Here is a 17690-nt window from a genome sequence, read left to right as displayed (position 1 = left end):
GTCGTCTTTGCGAGCGTCAGCGAAGCAATCCAGATCGAACCTTGAACAAAGCTGGAAGTGGATTGCTTCGCTGACGCTCGCAAAGACAGTTTGGTGCATTATTCTCATTTATGCAGCAAAGCTGTCCCGCATAGATGTAAATCCATTATTAATTACGAAGCTGTTATTATGGAAGACAAAGGCACAGGCAAGTCGACGACTAATAGCGAAATTGGCTATCGTTTTTCTCAGCTTCTTTTTCATCGACCTCCGGCTGCCCTTTCTGATCATTTTCTGGCGGCCTTTGATGCGGCAGGAAAGTGGTCTGAGATTTCTGATAGGCCGCGATCCCATCATAAAACATAAGCAATGCTTCCGCCAATTTACTGCGGTATCCTTTAAGGCGCGAGGGGTTTTGCTCTATTTCCTTGCGGGTGATGGGACATTTCTCAAGATGCTTTCCATTATGATATAATACCGAGCTATTAAAGATATATCCCGATTCAAGCACATAAGGCTCACTAAAAAGCTCTTGTTCCACAGGGCAAAATAAATCTTCCTCTAGTCGGTTTATTTGAAGCCATGTTGAAAATAAATCCTTCATGTCTTTGGCAATTCCGGATTCATAAGGAAAGGGCTGGTTTAAAGCGTTTTTGAACAGTTTTAGATCGGGAAGGGTTAGTTCCTGATACCTTTGAAATAGAGAGGGTTTGGTTTTATCCCAGTAATTAATACTTCCTGTTGCCATGCGCAGTACGCTCATAGCTTTGTCAAGACCTTTCAGAGGTTCAACATACTTTTTGGGGCTCGGTAACGCTTTCTCATGCCAGTGAATATAAGGGCTTTGATGAATGTAGTTTGAGTTTGAAGAGGCTTGCTCCTCTGTGGGTAAAAGTAATCTATCTTTGACGATTTCCGGAAACTTCGTGAATATTTTATCCAGTAAAGAGGACAGCATTGTTTTTTCCTGACCGTCTTCAGTTTCTTTTTTTTCCAGGGTTTCTTTGTAATGCGGTTTAAAAGAAGGATCGCATTTCGTCTGTTCAATTGACTCGCTGGTGACAATGAGCCATTCGTTATTACAGTAGGCATAGCGCTGGTGTTTGACTGGCTGATTTAATGTTACGAAGGATAGGGTAATCATACCAGGGGTGCGGCTCTCTCTGAGCAGCCAGGTTCCACTCCTGCGGTACTCAAGGAAACTGACAAATTCATTTAACACATTGCCCCTCGAGTTCGGGAGAGCCTTTTTAAAAACAGAAACCATATAATCATTTTCAGATAACACTTTGTGTTCTTTATCCTTGGTTAACGCGGCTTGAATAATTGCTGTTGATTGCACGAATTACCTCTAAATCGATATTGTTTATAATTTGCGCGGATTTTATATTTTTTAAGAATTTTTGTCAAAAAATAGCTTTTTTGAAAATAGGATGAGGGGTGAATTTTAAACTCAGTTTATATTGAACTGTCACCTCTGCGAAGGCGTTGTTATGTAAATGAAGATAGGTGCACAAAAAGCTGTCTTTGCGAGCGTTAGCGAAGCAATCCATCTCCTTACTTTGTCCAAGTTTCGATCCGGATTGCTTCACTTTGTTCGCAAAGACGACCTATTTGTTGCTTGGTTCTATTTACGCAATAATGTTTCGCAGGGATGACAAAAACCTCTCCCCTGAGGGGAGAGAAAATTTTAAGGACAGCAAGTTAATTAACACAGAATTGCAGGTTATTCGTCATCCCAGTTTAATGTACCGCCTGCCTGATATTCAATGACACGGGTTTCAAAGAAGTTTTTCTCTTTCTTGAGGTCCATCATTTCGCTCATCCAGGGGAAGGGATTTTCGGCGCCAGGATATTGCTCTGGCAAGCCAATCTGGCTTAAACGGCGATTGGCAATGAAGTGGAGATACTCTTCAAACATTTCGGCATTCATTCCCAAAATACCATGCGGCATGGTATCCCTGGCATATTGATACTCGAGTTCTACACCCTGACGAATCAACTGAATGATTTCTTCTTTAAACGCGGGTGTCCACAAATGCGGATTTTCGATTTTGATTTGATTAATCACATCAATACCAAAATTCATGTGCATGGATTCATCGCGCAAAATGTATTGGAACTGTTCAGAGGTTCCTACCATTTTATTTCGACGGCCCATTGACAGAATCTGGGTAAAGCCGACATAGAAAAAGATCCCTTCAAAAACCACATAAAATGCGATCAGATCACGCAGCAGGCGCTGATCATTTTCCGGCGTACCGGTATGGAAGTTCGGATCACCCAGACTTTGGGTAAAGGGCAGGGCCCAGGCTGCTTTGGTCGCCACCGAAGGAATTTCCCGATACATGTTGAAGACCGCCGCTTCATCCAATCCAAGGCTTTCAATGACATACTGATATGCATGGGTATGCAGTGCTTCTTCAAAGGCCTGACGAAGCAGGTACTGACGACACTCGGGATTGGTAATATGCCGGTAAACCGCTAATACCAGATTATTGGCAACTAATGAATCGGCTGTGGAGAAGAATCCCAAATTGCGAAGCACAATCAGGCGCTCATCTTCGGTTAGCCCGTTAGGATCTTTCCATAAGGCGACATCGGCACTCATGTTAATTTCATTCGGCATCCAATGGTTGGCGCAGCCGGTCAGGTATTTATCCCACGCCCATTTGTACTTGAAAGGTACGAGCTGATTTAAATCAGCCCGGCAATTAATAATTTGCTTATCATCAACATGAATGCGTCCTGCACCCATCTCTAAAGCTTCCAGGCCGGTTGCCCCCATATGAGATAATGGGGCATTTAATATTTCTTGTAATTCTGACATGGAATTCTCCTTTATTGGCACGCTTCGCAATCGGGATCAAGGATAGAGCATACTTTAGGCTCATCAATCTTGACTGCATTGAGCGCACCGTCTGTAACTGTGGATTTTTCTGCATTACTTGCCCCAAGGCTTCGCAGATAATAGGTGGTTTTCAAACCGCGTAACCAGGCGTGCTTATAGAGCTGATCCAGCTTTTTACCGGATGGTTTTGCCATATAAACGTTCAATGATTGGGCTTGATCAATCCATTTCTGACGTCGTGAACCGGCTTCAATTAACCACAGGGGGTCAATTTCAAACGCGGTTGCATAACGCGATTTCAATTCATCAGGGATTCTGCTGATAGGCTGTACACTACCATTATAGTACTTCAGGTCATTGACCATTACCTCATCCCAGAGATTCAATGCTTTCAAATCGGCAACCAGATAAGGATTAACCACGGTAAATTCGCCGGACAGATTCGATTTAACATAGAGATTCTGATAGGTAGGCTCAATGGATTGCGAAACGCCGCAGATATTGGAAATGGTTGCAGTGGGAGCAATCGCCATTACATTGGAGTTACGCATTCCCTGAGTACGGACTTTCACACGCAAACCTTCCCAGTCCAGACGTTGTGAGCGATCCTGTTCCAGGTATTTGCTGCGAGCCTGCTGCAATAAGTTGATAGAATCAATCGGCAGAATGCCCTTGCTCCACAATGAACCCTCATAGGTGGAGTAGCTGCCGCGCTCTTTGGCCAGGTCAGAGGACGCTTCAATGGCATAATAACTGATTAACTCCATTGATTCGTCAGCAAACTGGACAGCTTCCTGTGAAGCATAATCGAGCTTCATTTCATAAAGCGCATCCTGAAAGCCCATTAAACCCATACCGACTGGACGATGTTTTAAGTTGGAGTTTCGAGCCTGAGGCACGGAATAGTAATTAATATCGATCACATTATCCAGCATACGAACAGCAGTTGTAATGGTGCGTTTTAATTTTTCACGATCAATTTTGCCGTTTTTAATGTGAGCCGGTAAATTAAGGCTGCCCAGATTACAAACCGCGATTTCCTCGCTGGAGGTATTTAAAGTGATTTCCGTACACAAATTGGAGCTATGAACAACGCCCGCATGCTGCTGGGGTGAGCGAAGATTACAGACATCCTTAAATGTTAGCCAGGGGTGGCCTGTTTCAAATAACATGGAAAGCATCTTCCGCCATAGTTTAACCGCGGGAATTGTTTTGGCATTATGAATTTCACCAAGACGTGCCTTGCTCTCATATTCTTTGTAGGCTGCTTCAAACGCCTGACCGTAGAGATCATGCAGGCCGGGTACTTCATCAGGAGAAAACAGCGTCCACTCGCCTTCTTCATGGACACGTTTCATGAATAAATCAGGGATCCACAGCGCTGTATTCATGTCATGAGTACGGCGGCGATCGTCACCGGTATTTTTGCGAAGCTCAAGGAACTCCTCAACATCGCGATGCCAGCATTCCAGATAAGCACAGACAGCACCTTTGCGTTTGCCGCCCTGATTCACTGCTACTGCGGTTGCGTCAGCTACATTCAGGAAGGGAACAACACCCTGTGATTTTCCATTAGTGCCTTTAATATGAGCACCCATTGCACGAACTGGAGTCCAATCATTACCCAGCCCGCCTGCAAATTTGGACAGTAAGGCATTGTCTTTGATGGCACCGTAAATGCCATCCAGATCATCAGGAACTGTCGTCAGATAGCAGCTCGATAATTGAGGCCTGACCGTACCGGAATTAAACAGAGTAGGAGTTGATGACATATAATCGAATGAGGATAGCAATTGATAAAACTCAATGGCTTTGGCTTCGCGATTGGCTTCACGAGTAGCCAGCCCCATCGCGACACGCATAAAAAAGGCTTGTGGTAATTCGTAGCGAATGCCTTTTTCATGAATGAAATAGCGATCGTAAAGTGTTTGCAGGCTCAGATAGGTAAATTGCATATCGCGCTGCGGTAATAAGGCTTTTGCCAGTTTTTCAAGATCAAATTCACCCAGTTTATGATCCAGCAGGCCTTGTTTAATGCCTTGAGCAATATAGGCTTTGAAATAAGCAGGGTAGAGATTGCTCATTTCATCAAAAGTGGCCTCAGTCTGCATACCTAATTTAGACAGTGCCTCACTGCGCAGGCTGTCAAGCAACAGGCGTGCGCTGACATAAGTATAATTAGGCTCACGCTCAACCAGCGCACGGGCAGCCATAATCAGGGCTTTATGAACTTCTGTCAGTTTAGCCTGATTGTATAAGTTACGTAATGCGTCTTTAATGACCGGCTCCGCCTGAACGTTGGAAAGATTTCGACAGGCTTCCTCGACAATGGTCTGTACACGGGACATATCAAGCGGCCTGCTTTCTCCGTCCGGCATGACAATTAAGGGAACCTTGCTGTCTTTGGCCTGTTGCTGCAGCTTGGCTTCACGCGCTTCCCGGTGTTTCTCGCGGTATACCACATAGGCTCTCGCCACTTTGTGATGGCTGCTGCGCATCAAGGCTAACTCAACCTGATCCTGGATGTCTTCAATATGAATGGTTCCACCAGTGGGCATGCGTCGCTTAAAGGCTTGAGTGACCTGATTAGTCAGTTCTTCAATTTGCTCCCGGATACGATCGGAGGTTGCAGCGGCAGCGCCTTCTTCTGCAAGAAAGGCTTTGGTAAGGGCAATTCTGATTTTACTCGCGTCATAATCAACCACTTTCCCATTGCGTTTAATGGTTTTAATCGCACCAGGGGCATTGGCGGTCAATTCCAGTTGACTTATGTACGGCACATCTTTTACCGGCTCAAGAAGTTCTGACATGTTCGCTCCAGAATTATTGTGTTTTTATTTTTCAGAGCAGAACATTTTATCCGCTTGAGTCAAAAAACACAATATATTGTGTCGATCATGATTAAATTTTAGTACATATTGTGTTTATGTGCAAGTTATCCCCATAATTCACAATCTGGCAAAGCCCTGAAGTTTATTAGGGTTTTGAATGATATTTACATTTTATCCACAGGTTTATAAACAATATTAATCCCACGGTTCTCTGTAGATGAAAAAGGATTGACCTCGTCTTTGATGTACTTATAGCGATCAGGATTTCTTTTTAACAATCACCGCATCGGAAACATTGGAGAAGCCATGAACATTCAGGCGGAAGGCGTCAATTTGCGCATGCAGCTGGCTGGAACTTCCACCATCGAGATTCAGTGCGTTCAGGCAGTTCAGCGGCGGTGCTCTCATAATTTGCGCAAGCTCGATGGTGGACAGCGCAGCATTATCAGTGACCAGGATAATGACCTCTCCATCACGCGTAATGCCTAAGGCGCTGCGCTCCGCCCGTCCTGGCTTTAGAGGAGGGATTTGACCATTAATCAACAGGCGAGGCCCGCTTTGAACTGCAAATTCTATCTGGCTGTCTCGTTTGAACTGACGCACATTGGTGATGTAGGGTTTGTCGTTTCTGATATAAAAGATTCCCCACCAGCTAATTTGCTTCAGAGGGCTTTTTAACTGTCTGTTTTTTATCCGAAGACCCAGAGGCTTAAAGTCCTGATCAAAAAAGCCGCCATTAATAGTGATTAAGGCATTACTATGCTGTGCATATTCGTCAGCTGACGCGTATTTAACTGCCATATCTTTGGCAAAGACTAAAGAAAGTTGATTATACTTTAAATTGATTTTGAAGGCGTACACATGGGCCCAGGGCGTTAAATAACTTTCTTTAAGCTCCTGATACTCAACGCCCGATGTTAGTTTATGCCAGTTATTGGAAGCAAGAGCATAATTAAGCAGTAAGGCTAATAATGAAACGGTGAGCAGGGATTTCCAGATCCGCGTCAGCCATTTTCTGTTTACAATGGTTTGACTGGGCATAGTAATCTTGTATCCTTGTGAACAAAAATATTTTTCAGCAGTGGAAACCGCCATGCAAATAACAACGCAAAATAGCAATGAATTACAACAAAAGTCAATCGAGAAGTTATCCGAGTTGATGAAAGATGTCCTGGACCGGGCAAAAGCTCTGGGCGCTTCCGATGCCTCGGTTGCTGTCAATCATGATAACGGATTCTCGGTCGATGTACGGATGGGGGAAGTAGAAACCGTCGCTTTCAATGATGACAAAGGGGTTAGCCTGGTCGTTTATTTTGGGCATCGGAAAGGAAGCGCAAGCAGCACCGATACATCGCCTGCAGCGCTTGATTCACTGGTGGCTGCAGCTTGTGAAATCGCTAAAGTCAGTGCGGCTGATCCCTGTTTTGGACTTCCTGACAGCGAATTGATGACTAATCAGTATTCCAATCTGGAGCTCCATCACCCCTGGTCAATAACGCCTGCTCAGGCTATTGAAATGGCATTAGCCTGCGAATCGCACGCCTTATCTCTGGATAAGCGCATTAGTAACTCAGATGGCGTCAATCTCTCTACCTATGAATTCTGTCATGGTTTTGCCAATTCCCGCGGCGGAGAAGGATTTTTGACCGGTACTCGGCATGGATTAAGTTGCTCTTTAATCGCTCAGGAAAATGAAGCCATGCAAAGAGATTATGATTATACGACTGCACGGCATGCCGGCGATCTGGCGGATATCAGATATTTGGCTGCTAATACAGTGGAGAGAACTATCAGCAGACTAGGTGCGAAGAAAATCAGTACGCAGCGAGTACCAGTCCTGTTTTCCTCCCGTATTTCCAGCGGGCTCTTATCCAGTTTTATTAATGCAATCAGCGGCTCCAATCTTTATCGGAAAAATTCATTCTTGATGGACTCGATTGACCAGCAGGTTTTCCCCAAAGGGTTTAAAATTTACGAACAACCTCATCTCTTGCGCGCTCTGGGCAGTTCTCCTTTTGATAGTGAAGGCGTTCCTACCCGTGATAACGTGTTTGTTGAAGATGGACGGGTTAAACAGTATGCACTGAGTACTTACTCCGCCCGCCGAATGGGCCTTAAAACATCGGCTAATGCTGGGGGCGTCCATAATCTGACGCTTGACTCCACTGCAGGGAATTTACAGCAGCTGATTAAGCAAATGGAGAGGGGATTATTAGTCACAGAGCTGATGGGACAGGGGGTTAATGGGTTAACTGGCGACTATTCCCGCGGAGCCAGCGGTTTCTGGATTGAAAATGGAGAAATTCAATTTCCAGTCGAAGAAGTAACCATTGCAGGCAACCTCAAGGATATGTTTTTAAACATTGCCGCAGTAGGCAGTGACATCAATCCGAATATTGCCACACGCTGCGGATCGATTTTAATCGAGGAAATGATGGTTGCTGGAAAGTAGATGATATTCTTAACAATCCTCTCGATTAGGTTGATATTAGCACTCTCCCCAAGGAGAGGATTGAAAGAAAGTTTCATTTAATAGAATCCCCTCTCCCAAGTTGGGAGAGGGCTAGGGTGAGGGTTGATATTAAGCCCCCTCTCTCTAACTCTCTCCCCGGAGGGGAGAGAGTATTAAAGGATATTTTTAAGAAGATGGAAGTTACCCGGAGAATAGACCTCGTTTACAGGGGAATGACATAGTAATGGCGAATATACTTTTCTAATTTTTATCGCGAAAAATAATACGGCCTTTAGTCAAATCATATGGAGTTAACTCAACCTTTACCTTGTCACCGGTCAGGATACGGATATAGTTTTTTCGCATGCGTCCGGAAATATGAGCCGTAACGATATGCCCGTTTTCCAACTCCACTCGAAACATGGTGTTAGGCAAGGTATCAATAACTGTCCCTTGCATTTCAATATGATCTTCTTTCGCCATAAGTCTCTCAAAATTGCTTCAACAAATAAAAGCAAGATAGTGCACTAAAATAAAAAAAATGGCAATCAAAACTGCTTGCGAATGCCTCTTCCTTACTCAAATGGGCTGGTTGAATCACTACTGGCCAATTTAGCCCAGCTTCCCCGAAGTGTAGGGTGTTGCAGGGCCTCTTTAAGCCGGTGCAGAAATTCCTTGCGGCTGATAATCGTGCATCCAAGGCTTATCAGATGAGCTGTTGGTAATTGACAATCGATAAAATCGAAATGCTGATTTAAAAGGGTCTGGCTAAGATAATACATCGCCATTTTTGAGGCGTCCTGTTCGTAGTGAAACATAGATTCACCGAAAAACGCTTTTCCAATACTAATGCCATAGAGTCCGCCAATTAGGCGGTTCTCACGCCAGATTTCAAAACTGTGAGCAAATCCCATCTCAGACAAATGGATATAGGCCGCTTGCATCTCCTTGGTTATCCAGGTGTTATTTTCACGGGCCTCTACCGTTGCGCAAGCCTGAATCACCTCTTTAAAATCAGAATCAATTTTCAATTCATGGGGTTGTTTCAGGCTCTTTTTAAGACTGCGGCTTAACTTGAATTGCTGGGGATAAAGAATCAGTCGGGGGTTAGGAGACCACCAAAGAATAGGGCATCCACGTTCGTACCAGGGAAATATTCCCTGGCGATAGGCAGATAACAATCGTGCAGGCGACAAATCGCCGCCGATTGCTAATAATCCCTGTTTATCACTGCTTTCCGGATCAGGGAATGAATAGTCTTCACCGTCTTCAGAAAAATCAGAAATAATTATTCTCCCAAATCATCCAGATATTTTTCGGCATCCAGGGCCGCCATGCAGCCAAATCCCGCAGACGTAATGGCTTGTCTATACACATGATCAGCCACATCCCCACAGGCAAACACGCCGGGAATAGAGGTTGCAGTGGCCATTCCTTCCAAACCTGAGCGGATAATCAGGTAACCATTTTCTTTCATATCCAGTTGGCCTTTAAACAGGCTGGTATTGGGATCATGACCAATAGCAATAAAGACGCCATCAAGAGTGAGCGTTTGTATTTCACCGGTGTCGACATTGCGGACACGAGCGCCGGTTACTTTCATGCCGTCACCGATAACCTCATCCAGTGTGTTATGCCAAAGTAATTTAATATTGCCGTGCTCTGCCTTTTCAAACAGGCGATCCTGAAGAATTTTTTCTGCTCTTAAGCTGTCGCGGCGATGGATTAGGGTGACAGACGCTGCGATATTAGATAAATAAAGCGCTTCTTCAACAGCGGTGTTACCGCCTCCTATGACGCAAACGGTTTTGTTTCGGTAAAAGAACCCGTCGCAGGTCGCACACGCAGAAACTCCACGCCCCTGATAAGCGCTTTCCGACTCGAGGCCCAGATAGCGGGCAGAGGCGCCAGTTGCGATAATCAGCGCATCGCAGGTATAGGATTCGCTATCACCCTGTAAAAGGAATGGTTTTTGACCAAGATCGGCTTTTACGATGTGATCAAAAATAATTCTGGTGTCGAAACGCTCTGCGTGTTTTTGCATGCGATCCATCAATGCCGGGCCTTGCAGGCCTTCTATGTCTCCTGGCCAGTTGTCCACATCGGTGGTTGTGGTAAGCTGTCCTCCTGGCTGCATGCCAGTGATTAATACAGGGTTCAGATTGGCGCGTGCTGCATAGACAGCCGCGGTATAGCCTGCCGGGCCTGAGCCAAGAATTATCAGGCGATGGTGATTGCGATTAATCATCTCTGCCTTCCTCGTGAATTATGGTAAGATGGCAAATGGTATGACAAAAACACAGATTTTAAAATAGCTATGGCAAAACAAGAATCCGGGCGGCAAACTGGTGCCCTTAAAAAAAACCTGCCACCATTTATACGAAATCGGATTAGCGAGGGTAGTTTTATTCTCGTATTAACCTGTTCGCTGTTTATCTGGCTCTCACTGGCAACCTATAGTGTGACTGATCCCGGCTGGACGCATGTGCCGCGCAGCCATGTGCCGATTGCCAATGCCGGCGGTACAGTAGGTGCGTATATTGCGGATACTCTTTATCTTCTTTTTGGCTATTTCGCCTACATTCTGCCAGTGTGTATTGCCTACCTGGCCTGGGCCATTATGCAGGATCAGAAAACGTTTAAAGCGATTAGCCGTTTTAGTCTGATGATTCGAGGCAGCGGTCTGATTTTTCTGATGATTGGCGGGTGCAGCCTGCTAAGTCTGGAACCCGGTATTACTGCTATTGACGGCTCACAAAGCGCAGGCGGTGTGCTTGGAAACTTCATTGCCGATGGGTTTAACTATGCCTTGAATCTGCATGGTGCTACATTACTTTTGTTAGCGATTTTACTGGTGGGAGTTACATTTCTCACCGGCATTTCCTGGATTCAGACAGTAGAATCACTGGGTTATTACACGCTTGAGCTGGGAAGAAAAACAGTGAGAGGGCTTGGAACAAGCAGTCGGGCAATGAGCCGAATGATTGCCGGCCTGAGATCGCTGGCCAGTTATTTACCCGCTCGAAAGGAAGCGGAAGAATCAGTCGGACAACCTGTGGTCAGCCGCCCTCTGATTAGAGAAAAGAAAGAAAAAAGAGAGCCCAGAGATAAAAATGTACCTGTGTTAATGTCCTCATCAGTCTCTGTAGAAGAAAAAAAACCAGTGGAGCCCTCAATAGCTGCTGTTCCGGCTTTAAGCTCTATTCCCGTATCTGCACCAGTTTCTGGGCCTGCGCTTGATGCATTACCTGTGACTAAAGCAGCCAGAGAGCCCAAGGCTAGTAAACCGCCGGTTACACCTGGATTGCCTTCACTATCTTTACTCGACAAGGGACAGCCAGGCAAAGTAATGGGAGGATTTACCCATCAGGAACTGGAAGGATTGTCCCGGGAAGTAGAACAGCATTTACTCGATTTCGGCATTCAGGCCGATGTGGTGGCCGTGCACCCAGGACCGGTTATTACCCGTTTTGAATTGCAATTGGCTGCAGGCATTAAAGTAAGCAAGCTGAGTGCCCTGGCGAAGGATTTGGCTCGCTCATTATCAGTGACCAGTGTGCGGGTTGTTGAAGTGATTCCGGGTAAAACCGTGGTAGGTCTTGAACTGCCCAATCAGCATCGCGACATGGTTCGTTTATCAGACGTATTAATATCTGACACCTATCAGCAGGCTCATTCGCCTTTGGCATTAGCTCTGGGCGTGGATATTGCCGGGCATCCTATGGTGGTTGATTTGGCAAAAATGCCTCACCTTCTGGTTGCAGGAACCACTGGATCAGGTAAATCAGTGGGAATTAACGCCATGATCTTAAGTCTGCTCTTCAAAGCATCTCCCGATCAGGTACGTCTCATTATGGTGGATCCCAAAATGCTGGAGCTGTCAGTTTATGACGGTATCCCCCATTTATTGACCCCGGTAGTAACTGATATGAAGGAGGCAGCCAGTGCTCTGCGCTGGTGCGTTGCTGAAATGGAGCGCCGTTACCGTTTGATGGCGGCTATGGGCGTTCGCAATCTCGCAGGTTTTAATAACAAACTTACTGAGGCTGCAGCAGCCGGTGAAGTGCTGACGGATCCTACCTGGAAACCCAGCGATTCAGTGGATGAACAGGCTCCAGCGCTTCAGTCTTTGCCCTATATTGTAGTGGTCATTGATGAGCTCGCGGACATGATGATGGTTGTCGGTAAAAAAGTCGAGCAATTAATCGCCCGGATTGCTCAAAAGGCCAGAGCGGCTGGAATCCATTTGATTCTGGCCACCCAAAGACCTTCTGTCGATGTGTTAACCGGTTTGATTAAATCCAATATTCCGACCAGAATGTCATTTCAGGTGTCTTCAAAAATTGATTCTCGCACTATTCTTGACCAGCAGGGCGCGGAACAATTACTGGGCCATGGGGATATGTTATATCTCGCGCCTGGAACCGGAGCTCCCTTGCGCGTTCATGGAGCATTTGTCGATGATATGGAAGTGCATCGAGTCGCAGATGACTGGCGCTCACGCGGCGAACCGGAATACATCGATGAAATTACTCAAACCTTTGATCCTTCCGAAGGGCCAGGGGAAGAGGGAGGCGGTCAGAATACAGAGGATTCTGATCCGCTCTATGATCAGGCAGTTGAGTTTGTGCTTCAAACCCGTAAAGCCAGCATCTCCTCAGTTCAGCGCCGTTTGAAGATAGGTTACAACCGGGCTGCGAGACTGGTTGAAGAAATGGAAAGAACAGGCATAGTGGGTCCTCTTGAAGGGGGATTTCGTGATGTTCTGGTATCGTCTGTCAATGAGGAATAAGTATGAAAAAATTAATGAGTATCGCATTATGCTTTTTAATGAACACAGCCTTTAGTCAGTCTCCCGGTGAAGAACTGCAGGAAAAACTGAATGCTCTAAAAACTATGAGCGCCAGTTTTAATCAGGTAGTAAAGGCAGGTAAGCGAGAAGTGTCACAGACTTCTGGTACGATGGCGTTGTCAAGACCCGGCAAGTTTCGTTGGGAGACCAAGGATCCAATGGAGCAATTAGTCATTGCTGACAGTAAAAAAATGTGGGTTTATGATGTCGATCTTGAGCAGGTCACTGTAAAAAAACAACAGAAGGGGCTTGGAGGTACGGCAGGTTTATTTTTAAGCGGTTATGATAATACCGTTACACGTGATTTTGATGTGAGCTCCGCTGTTGACGGCAGTAAACAGGTTTATAGTCTTAAAGCCAAATCGCCGAAGGAGAATTTTCAACAGCTTAAACTGGTTTTCAAGGGCGATAAATTAACTAATATTGAATTATTTGATCAATTAGGGCAGCACACCAGCGTTCAATTGTCTAATATTAAAAACAATCCCAGTTTGGCAAGCAGTCTGTTTCAATTTAAGCCGCCTAAAGGTGTTGACGTAGTCGAACAATGAACCTATTTTCAGAGCAATCCCATACCCCGCTTGCCGAACGAATGAGGCCTGAAGTTTGGCAAGAAGTTGTTGGCCAAACCCATCTTCTGGGGGAAGGCAAACCGCTGCGTCTCGCTTTTAGCTCAGGCAAACCGCATTCTATGATTTTCTGGGGACCGCCCGGAGTCGGTAAAACGACACTCGCCCGCCTCGCAGCGAAAGCCTTTGATTGTGAATGGATAGCCTTATCAGCGGTATTAGCCGGTGTGAAAGATATCCGGGCGGCAGTCGAACAAGCCGAACGAAATCGATATCATCAGCGACAAACTATTTTGTTTATTGACGAAATTCACCGCTTTAATAAATCTCAGCAGGATGCCTTGCTTCCTTTCACTGAATCAGGTCTGATCACCTTTATTGGTGCGACTACTGAAAATCCTTCGTTTGAAGTCAATAATGCCTTGCTTTCCCGAGCACAGGTTTATGTATTGAAATCCTTAAGTGAAGAGGAACTCGGTTTGCTGGTTAAGCGTGCACAGGATAGGGGCTTTATTAACATTCAATTGGATGCAGAAGCACTGGCGGCTCTCACTGCAATGGCGGATGGTGACGGCAGGCGTTTGTATAATTTTCTCGAGCAGATTGAAACCGCTGCCAAAGTGGAAGGCCAATCTTTAATTGACCACGAGCAGTTGCTGAGAATGCTGACGCCTGCGGCGCGCCGCTTTGATAAAGGCGGAGAGAATTTCTATGATCAGATCTCTGCTTTACATAAATCCGTGCGCGGCTCTCATCCTGATGCGGCCTTGTACTGGCTATGCCGTATGCTCGACGGCGGAGTGGACCCCTATTATTTATCAAGACGCATTGTCCGTATGGCCTGGGAGGATATTGGTCTTGCCGACCCCAAAGCCATGCAGATTGCGAATGACGCAGCGGCAACCTACGAGCGTCTGGGTTCTCCTGAGGGCGAGCTGGCATTGGCGCAAGCTGTAATTTATCTGGCCGTTGCACCAAAAAGCAATGCAGGTTATATAGCTTACAATCAAGCCAGAGATTTTATTAAAAAAGATAAATCGCGGGAAGTACCACTGCATATCCGCAATGCGCCCACAGCGCTTATGCAGAAGCTCGGATATGGTCAGCAATACCGTTACGCGCATGATGAGCCGCATGGGTATGCAGCAGGCGAAAGTTATTTGCCTGAAGGAATGAAAGAACCGCACTGGTATGCCCCGGTTCCGAGAGGATTGGAAATTAAAATCGCAGAAAAGCTTAAATTTCTCCGCCAGCTGGATGAAGAGTATAGGAAAAAATGATAATTTCCAAAGCTCTGTTTAGATTAATTAAGTTTTGATACATTTAATAATTAATTATTAATCCAAACCAGCGCATGTTATCTGAAATCTCAATCAAAGAAATTCTATCCTGTGTGCCTACAGGATTAATTGTTTTGAACAGTCAGGGCCTTATTGCCTGGATGAATCAGGCTGCCATCGAGCTTCTTGAAGCCGATATGACCGGGCAAGAGTGGCGAGGCGTTATCGATAAGGTGTTTTCTCCCAAAGAAGATGACGGTCTGGAAGTCTCTCTTGTCAATGGCCGCCGCGTACATCTATCCATTTCCTCACTTTCCACCCCGCCAGGGGAGTTAATTATTCTTACCGATTTCACCGCTACGCGTGAATATGAGCATGCCAGAGAAAATCAGAATCAGCTTATGACGCTCGGACGGATGACTGCGCAGCTTGCCCATCAGATTAGAACCCCTCTGGCTTCAGCCATGTTATACACCGAGCATCTGAGTGCTACGCAAAAACTTGAGGAGCGCAGCCAGCTGTGGTTATCAAGGCTGCAGGCCTGCCATAGTGCTATTGAGCAGCAAATTGAGGAGTTATTGCTGTTTGCCCGTGGGGAGCGATTGGAAAAACAATCTCTTGATCTTCAGCAATGGAGCAAGGTATTGGAAGAAAGAATATATATCTTGTTAGAAGATAAAACGGTACAATGGAAAATAAATAACCAACTACCTGCACGCCGATGCCAGTTGCACAAGGAAGCTCTGATTGGGGCTGTTTTAAATTTGGTAAGTAACAGTCTTCAGGCGGAAGCGGGGCATATTACAGTGGATATGCAGCCGAATGAGGGCAACACCGGCTTTGTAATCAGAGTAAAGGATGATGGTAAGGGGATGTCTGAGGAAGTCAAAGCTCAGGTTTTTTCGCCCTTTTTTACCACGCGCGCCCAGGGTACAGGCTTGGGATTAGCAATTGTCAAAGCAGCGGCGGCCGCTCATAAGGGGCGGGCAACAATACAGACGTCAGAAGGAGTCGGTTCGACGATTGAGCTGGATATTCCCTGGTAAATAATGATTACTTTCATTTAGTTATTGAAGCATCTTGTTTTTTATGACATGTTTAGATTCTATGAAAAAATATCGTTGTCGTTTATTGGTACGATTAATTGAGGAATAGGTATGGGCGATGTGTTAATTGTAGAAGATGATCCAGTGTTGCGGGAAGCACTGGCAGAAACAATGAACCTGGCAGGTCATTCCTATTTGTCTGCCAAAGACGGTAAAGAAGCACTGGCCATGCTGGAAAAACATAGTCCCGCCATTGTGCTCAGTGATGTGCGAATGGACAGGATTGACGGACAGCAGCTTCTTGCGGAAATACAAAGACGCAATCCCGGCGTACCGGTGATCCTGATGACCGCCTATGCGTCTGTTGAAGACGCGGTCAGCGCCATGCGCAATGGCGCCGTTGATTATCTTCAAAAGCCATTTAGCGCTAACTTACTGGCAGAAAAAATCAATCGCTATATCAAACCAGCTTTTATGCAAGATGATTCCCAGCCCATTGCGATGGATCCTAAAAGCCAGGCATTGCTTTCTATGGCTTTGCGAGTGGCTCAGTCGGATGTGGGCGTAATGATTAGTGGAGAGAGTGGAACGGGTAAGGAAGTTCTTGCCCATTTCATTCATGATCATTCACCGCGGGCGCAGAAACCTTTTGTGGCGATTAACTGTGCGGCAATTCCCGAGCAAATGCTGGAAGCCACATTGTTCGGCTATGAAAAAGGTGCTTTTACCGGAGCTTATAAATCAACGCCGGGAAAATTTGAACAGGCTCAGGAAGGCACGCTGCTTCTGGATGAAGTCAGTGAGATGAGTCTTGCTCTACAGGCCAAATTGCTGCGTGTTCTGCAGGAAAAAGAGGTAGAGCGTATAGGTTCCAACAAGATGATTAATCTTGATGTGAGAGTACTTGCTACCAGCAATCGTCATTTATTAGAAGAAGTAAAAGCGGGGCGCTTCAGAGAAGATCTTTATTATCGTCTCAATGTGTTTCCCCTTCACTGGCTGCCGCTTCGAGAACGTATTTGCGACATCATACCACTTGCTAATTATTTGATTAGACGCCATTGCCAGGATAATTTTCCTGTAATTCCTGTGCTGAGTGAAGAGGCAAGGCAGGCCTTATTGCATTATTCCTGGCCAGGAAATGCCAGAGAACTGGACAACGTGGTGCAAAGAGCGCTTGTTTTGCAAACGCATGGAGTCATTGAAATAGCTCACCTTCAATTACCTGATTTAAATAAGGACAAACCGGCTAAAAAAACAGAAACAAAAAACCTTCAGAATCATGAATTTGATCTTATCGAAAAAACATTGAAAGATTATAATGGTAATCGTCAGCAGGTCGCCGGAGCGCTTGGAGTCAGCGAAAGAACATTAAGATACAAATTAGCCAAGATGCGAGAAGAGGGATATGAGGTGTGATCTGGCACAAATCCAGGTGTATCAGTTAAATAAAAACGCAGGTAAAAAGAAATGACTGATGTGAATACTGTTTCACTGTTTAATCAAATGCGAGTCATGGCTGCGGAAGCGCAGGGAAAAGCCCCCGAACTGACTCCTGCTACGACCTCTTTTGGTGATATTTTTCACAATGCGATGGGAGAGGTTAACCAGTTGAGTCAGACGGCTGACCATTTGCGAAACCAGTTTGAGGTAGGCGCGGCCAATGTGAGTCTGGGGGATGTTATGATAGCAGCCCAAAAATCGAATATTGCTTTTGAAGCAACACTTAGAGTCAGAAACAAACTGGTTCAGGCTTATCAGGACATTATGAATATGCCGGTCTAATCCGGACAATCTATACAGGAAGTAAGTTAATAATGACAGGAGTAT

Annotated in this window: 14 protein-coding genes; 7 read left to right on the top strand and 7 right to left on the bottom strand. The window is 45.6% G+C overall.

The window, feature by feature from the left end; all coding sequences use genetic code 11:
• Window positions 1–199: 199 nt before the first annotated feature.
• The 4 genes from DYH61_RS10715 to DYH61_RS10700 form a co-directional block, all read right to left on the bottom strand.
• Window positions 200–1321 carry an RING finger protein gene (locus DYH61_RS10715; protein ID WP_058507523.1) on the bottom strand — a complete coding sequence of 374 codons (1122 nt, stop codon included), beginning with the start codon at window positions 1319–1321 and terminating at the stop codon, window positions 200–202.
• Between the two features lie 384 nt (window positions 1322–1705).
• The gene (locus DYH61_RS10710) at window positions 1706–2809 is read right to left on the bottom strand and encodes a ribonucleotide-diphosphate reductase subunit beta (protein WP_058507522.1); all 1104 of its coding nucleotides are present in this window, start codon (window positions 2807–2809) and stop codon (window positions 1706–1708) included.
• Between the two features lie 11 nt (window positions 2810–2820).
• Window positions 2821–5640, bottom strand: a complete 2820-nt coding sequence (locus tag DYH61_RS10705) for a ribonucleoside-diphosphate reductase subunit alpha (RefSeq protein ID WP_058507521.1) — start codon at window positions 5638–5640, stop codon at window positions 2821–2823.
• A gap of 279 nt (window positions 5641–5919) precedes the next feature.
• Complete coding sequence (locus DYH61_RS10700) at window positions 5920–6702, bottom strand: phosphodiester glycosidase family protein (protein WP_058507520.1); 783 nt, start codon at window positions 6700–6702, stop codon at window positions 5920–5922.
• Between the two features lie 52 nt (window positions 6703–6754).
• On the opposite strand from DYH61_RS10700, the gene pmbA reads away from it, so the two are divergent.
• The gene (gene pmbA, locus DYH61_RS10695) at window positions 6755–8113 is read left to right on the top strand and encodes a metalloprotease PmbA (protein WP_058507519.1); all 1359 of its coding nucleotides are present in this window, start codon (window positions 6755–6757) and stop codon (window positions 8111–8113) included.
• Between the two features lie 261 nt (window positions 8114–8374).
• On the opposite strand, the gene infA is transcribed toward pmbA, so the two are convergent.
• The 3 genes from infA to trxB form a co-directional block, all read right to left on the bottom strand.
• A complete protein-coding gene (gene infA / locus DYH61_RS10690; RefSeq protein WP_025386155.1) occupies window positions 8375–8596 on the bottom strand; it encodes a translation initiation factor IF-1 in 222 nt (73 codons plus the stop codon).
• Between the two features lie 92 nt (window positions 8597–8688).
• Window positions 8689–9399 (bottom strand): leucyl/phenylalanyl-tRNA--protein transferase, encoded by a 711-nt coding sequence (aat, locus tag DYH61_RS10685; protein WP_058507518.1) that lies wholly within the window; start codon window positions 9397–9399, stop codon window positions 8689–8691.
• Between the two features lie 2 nt (window positions 9400–9401).
• Entirely contained in the window at window positions 9402–10361 is a 960-nt protein-coding gene (trxB, locus tag DYH61_RS10680) for a thioredoxin-disulfide reductase (RefSeq protein ID WP_058507517.1), read from the bottom strand.
• A 69-nt stretch (window positions 10362–10430) separates the two neighbouring features.
• Here trxB and DYH61_RS10675 point away from each other — a divergent pair, with 69 nt between their 5' ends.
• The 6 genes from DYH61_RS10675 (at window position 10431) to fliE (ending at window position 17645) form a co-directional block, all read left to right on the top strand.
• Window positions 10431–12905 (top strand): DNA translocase FtsK, encoded by a 2475-nt coding sequence (locus tag DYH61_RS10675; RefSeq protein ID WP_058507516.1) that lies wholly within the window; start codon window positions 10431–10433, stop codon window positions 12903–12905.
• Between the two features lie 2 nt (window positions 12906–12907).
• The gene (gene lolA, locus DYH61_RS10670; RefSeq protein WP_058507515.1) at window positions 12908–13516 is read left to right on the top strand and encodes an outer membrane lipoprotein periplasmic chaperone LolA; all 609 of its coding nucleotides are present in this window, start codon (window positions 12908–12910) and stop codon (window positions 13514–13516) included.
• Entirely contained in the window at window positions 13513–14814 is a 1302-nt protein-coding gene (locus DYH61_RS10665; RefSeq protein ID WP_058507514.1) for a replication-associated recombination protein A, read from the top strand. Before lolA ends, DYH61_RS10665 begins: the two co-directional genes overlap by 4 nt.
• A gap of 74 nt (window positions 14815–14888) precedes the next feature.
• The gene (locus tag DYH61_RS10660) at window positions 14889–15860 is read left to right on the top strand and encodes a sensor histidine kinase (RefSeq protein ID WP_058507513.1); all 972 of its coding nucleotides are present in this window, start codon (window positions 14889–14891) and stop codon (window positions 15858–15860) included.
• 111 nt (window positions 15861–15971) lie between these two features.
• Complete coding sequence (locus DYH61_RS10655; protein ID WP_058507512.1) at window positions 15972–17279, top strand: sigma-54-dependent transcriptional regulator; 1308 nt, start codon at window positions 15972–15974, stop codon at window positions 17277–17279.
• 51 nt (window positions 17280–17330) lie between these two features.
• Window positions 17331–17645 (top strand): flagellar hook-basal body complex protein FliE, encoded by a 315-nt coding sequence (gene fliE, locus DYH61_RS10650; protein ID WP_058507511.1) that lies wholly within the window; start codon window positions 17331–17333, stop codon window positions 17643–17645.
• The last annotated feature ends 45 nt before the right edge of the window (window positions 17646–17690 follow it).

The organism is Legionella quinlivanii (assembly GCF_900461555.1).
Taxonomy (GTDB): Bacteria; Pseudomonadota; Gammaproteobacteria; order Legionellales; family Legionellaceae; genus Legionella_C; species Legionella_C quinlivanii.
This window is presented reverse-complemented; position numbering and strand designations above follow the sequence as displayed.